We start from the raw sequence: 3,629 nt of genomic DNA, 5'->3' as shown, positions 1-3,629 counted from the left end.
GCCCACCGCCACGGCCTCGTGCCCGAGCGCCACGATCCCTCCTGCGTCACGACGTTGCCACCTCAGCGCTCGGCGCGGCACTGTGGACGGCGCCGACCATGTGCACCACCAGGGCGTTCACGGCGTGATGTGCCTCGAGCGGCGTCATGTGACCGATCCCCGGCAGCTCCACCACATCCACGTCCGGGTTCACCTCGGCCATGTGGCGGGCGTGGTCGACCGGTGTCATGCGGTCACGGGCCCCGACCACCACCAACGTCGGGACATCCAGCGTCGCCAGCGTGTGCTCCTCGTCCATCCGCGCCAGCACGGGGAGCAGCTGGCTGGCGGTGCGCAGGTCGGTGTCCAGCACCAGTTGCTCGGTGAAGTCGACGTACCGGGGATCCGCACCGCGGGAGAGGGCGACCCCGCGGACCAACACGTAGCTCAGGTCGGTCGAGGCACGGTAGATACGGGCCAGCTCACGGACCCGATCGCCGAGCAGCCCGGCGCCGGCGGTGATGGCGCGTTCCGCCCGGGCCAGCAGCTGCACGCCGAGACCCAACGCGACGTCCTCAGCGCCCGACTTGACGGTGGTCGACAGCAGCACCAGCCCCCCGACCCGAGCGCGGAACAGGTCGCCGTGGCGGCGGGCGCAGGCCAGGGCGGTCATCCCGCCCATGGAGTGGCCCACCACGACGAGCGGGCCGCGGGTGTGGTCGGTGGCCTGCTCGATCACGGTCGCGAGCGCGTCACCGAGCAGCTCGATCGTGAAGGTGCCCGAGCGGGGCGGGGATGACCGCGCGTGGCCCGGCTGGTCGTAGGTGATCAGCTGGTAGCGGTGTCGCAGCGCGACGACCTGTTCGTGCCAGCAGCGGCCCGACATCGTGTACCCGTGCACGAACACGACCTGGGGGACGTCGGGGCCGTCGGGGCCGTAGGTCTCGACGAAGATTGTGGTGGCGTCGGGGCCTTCGAACTCACGCGAGTCGCCAGCGAAGTCGCCCAGCTCGGGACCGTGGCGGGCGAACTGCACCCGCCCGCGGAACGCCTCTCGCTCACCGAAGTACCCCGCGGCGACACCAGCTGCGGTCGCCGCGGCGGTCAACGCCCGTCTGCGTCGGTCAGCCACCGCTGGCCTGCCCGGTCAGGTAGACCCGTGGCACCCGCGGTGCGATGCGGCTGAGGATCTCGTAGGCGATCGTGTCGGCATGGTGAGCCCACTCGGTGGCGGTCACCTCGGCATCCTCCTGCCTGCCCAGCAACACGACCTCGTCGCCGACGTCGACCCGGTTGTCGCCGCACCACACCATGAACATGTCCATGGTGACGGCCCCGACGATCGGGCGGCGGACCCCGCTCACCACCACCTCGCCACGGTTCGACAGCAGCCGGGGTACCCCGTCGGCGTACCCGAGCGGGACCGTAGCGACGACGCCGGCCGTGGGAGCCGACCAGCTGTGTCCGTACGAGATCGCGGTGTTGGCCCGGACCCGCTTGGCGAACGCCACCTCGGCCACCAGGCGCATCACCGGGCGCAGCTGCGCGGCGCTGGCCAGGGCGGGAGATGGGGGCGCCCCGTACATCGCGATGCCGAGACGGACCGCGTCGTAGTGCGCCTCGTCGATGGTGAGCGCCGCCGCGGAGTTGGCCGCGTGGACGACGGTGGCGTCGAAGCCGTGCGTGCGGGCCAACTGCAGGAACTCCTCGAACCGCTGCTGCTGCTGGCGGACCGAGGGGTGTCCCGGCTGGTCGGCGCACGCGAAGTGGGTCATGAGGCCTTGGACCTCCAGGTCCGGCCAGGCGCGCAACGTCCGCAGGAACCCGTCCCAATCCGATCGGGGCACCCCCACGCGTCCCATGCCGGTGTCGGCGTTGACGTGGACGCGCACCGGGCGGCTGCGTCTGGCGGCCTCCACGCGGAGGGCTTCCGCGAACGTCGCGGTGTACACCGACGGTGTCAGGTCGGCGGCCACGATCCGGGCGGCAGCGGCCGGCGGCGGTTCGGACAGCAACAGGATCGGCACGGTCACGCCGGCGGCGCGCAGCTCCTCGGCCTCCTCCACGAGCGCGACCGCGAGCGACGTGGCTCCGGCGCTCAGCGCAGCCCGCGCCACGGGGACCGCGCCGTGCCCGTACGCGTCGGCCTTGACGACGGCGATCACCTCGGCCGGCGCGACGCGTTCGCGCAACAGGCGGACGTTGTGGTCGACCGCCTCGAGGTCGATCTCGGCCACCGCCGGGCGGAGCGGCCCACCAGGGTCGTCGCGGAGACCGGTCACGGGCGCCGCCCGGACGGGGCGTCGTCGGCCGGGGTGCGTCCGGCACGCCAGCCTGGCGCGTCGAAAGGCCACGTCGGTCGGTCGTGCGCTAACCGGACGGTGAGCGCCAGCGCGGCCGGGACCGCCTCAGCCATGTCGACGCTGGTGCTGCGGTCGGCGGCCGTCACCCCAGCCAGCTGTCCGGCCAGCCCGCCGCGCCAGCACGCCTGCGCGACGGCGTGCGGGACGTCGTCTGCGGTGGCGCAGCCGGCCGCGACCATGCCGGCGAGGACGTCGCCCGTCCCGCCCGCTGCCAGCGCCGGACCGCCGGTGGGGGTCACCCAAACCCGTTGGTCGGGTGCGGCGACGACGGTGGTGGGGCCCTTGGCCACGACCGTGGCACGCAGCCGCGCTGCCAGCGGTGGTGCCAGCTCGGCGCGGCGGCGCAGCGCGTCGTCGCCGTCCGTGGCGTCTTCGACCAGCCGGGCCAGCTCCCGGTGCTGGGGCGTGACGACGAGTTCGCCGGCGTGGTCGGCCAGGACGTCGGTCTCGCCGCGGTGGGCGTTGAGAGCATCGGCGTCGAGCACGAGCCGTCGGGCCGTTCGGCGCAGCGCGTCGATCACCTGGCGGGTGCCGGATCCGAACGTCATGCCGGGTCCAGCCACCACCACGTCGGCGTCCGCCGCGGCGTCGCGGATCGCATCGGCGGCGGTGGCGGCCACCGCCCCGCCGGCATCGTCCAGACCGACGGTCAGCGCAGGCGGGATCAGGCCGGCGACCAGGTCCTGGATGCCGCGCGGGACCGCGACGGTGACCAGCCCCGCACCGGCCGCCAGGGCACCGCGTGCGCACAGCACCGCCGCACCGGCCATGCCGCGCGACCCCGCGACGACCAGGACCCTGCCGCGGGCGTGCTTGTCCACCTCGACCGGGAGCGCCTGCGGGGCGGCGCCAGCAGCGGTCAGCGCCGACCAGGCGACCTCGGGCGGCTGGTACGCCTCGCCCAGATCCCCGACCGCGACGCGGCCGGCGTACTTGGCTCCGGGGTACAGCAGCACGCCGCGCTTCAAGCCGCCGAACGTGACCGTCAGATCGGCCGAGACGGCCTCGCCCGGGACCTGCCCGTCGTCAGCCTGGACACCGGTGGGGACGTCGCACGCCACCACCGACGTCCCGCGGTGGCGGGCCCGCCGCAGCGCCGCCACCGCCTCGCCGATCACCCCGCGGGGCGCGCCGGTCGCCCCGGTCCCCAGCAGACAGTCGACCGCGACGTCGCACCACTGCAGGACGGCGTCGGTGGCTTGCGGGCCCCGCGCCCACCCGCCGGCGCCGAGGAACCGGCGGCGCTGGTCGCCCGCCTCGTCGGAGAGTTCAGCGTCGAGTCCCGCG

At 74.4% G+C, this 3,629-nt stretch carries 3 protein-coding genes; all 3 read right to left on the bottom strand.

Translation table 11 applies throughout. The annotated features are described in order from the left end of the window. Positions 1-46: 46 nt before the first annotated feature. Entirely contained in the window at positions 47-1,111 is a 1,065-nt protein-coding gene (locus M3N57_10305; GenBank protein ID MDP9023061.1) for an alpha/beta hydrolase, read from the bottom strand. Then, positions 1,104-2,261: an alanine racemase gene (gene alr / locus M3N57_10300; protein ID MDP9023060.1), complete on the bottom strand. Its 1,158-nt coding sequence runs from the start codon at positions 2,259-2,261 to the stop codon at positions 1,104-1,106. Before alr ends, M3N57_10305 begins: the two co-directional genes overlap by 8 nt. Next, positions 2,258-3,629, bottom strand: a 1,372-nt coding sequence (locus tag M3N57_10295; GenBank protein ID MDP9023059.1) for an NAD(P)H-hydrate dehydratase, incomplete at its 5' end; no start/stop codon positions are given. The genes M3N57_10295 and alr, both read right to left, overlap by 4 nt.

The organism is Actinomycetota bacterium, from assembly GCA_030776725.1.
In the GTDB taxonomy this organism is placed as follows: domain Bacteria; phylum Actinomycetota; class Nitriliruptoria; order Nitriliruptorales; family JAHWKO01; genus JAHWKW01.
The sequence above is the reverse complement of the archived record's forward strand: the minus strand, read 5'-3'. Positions and strand labels throughout refer to the sequence as shown.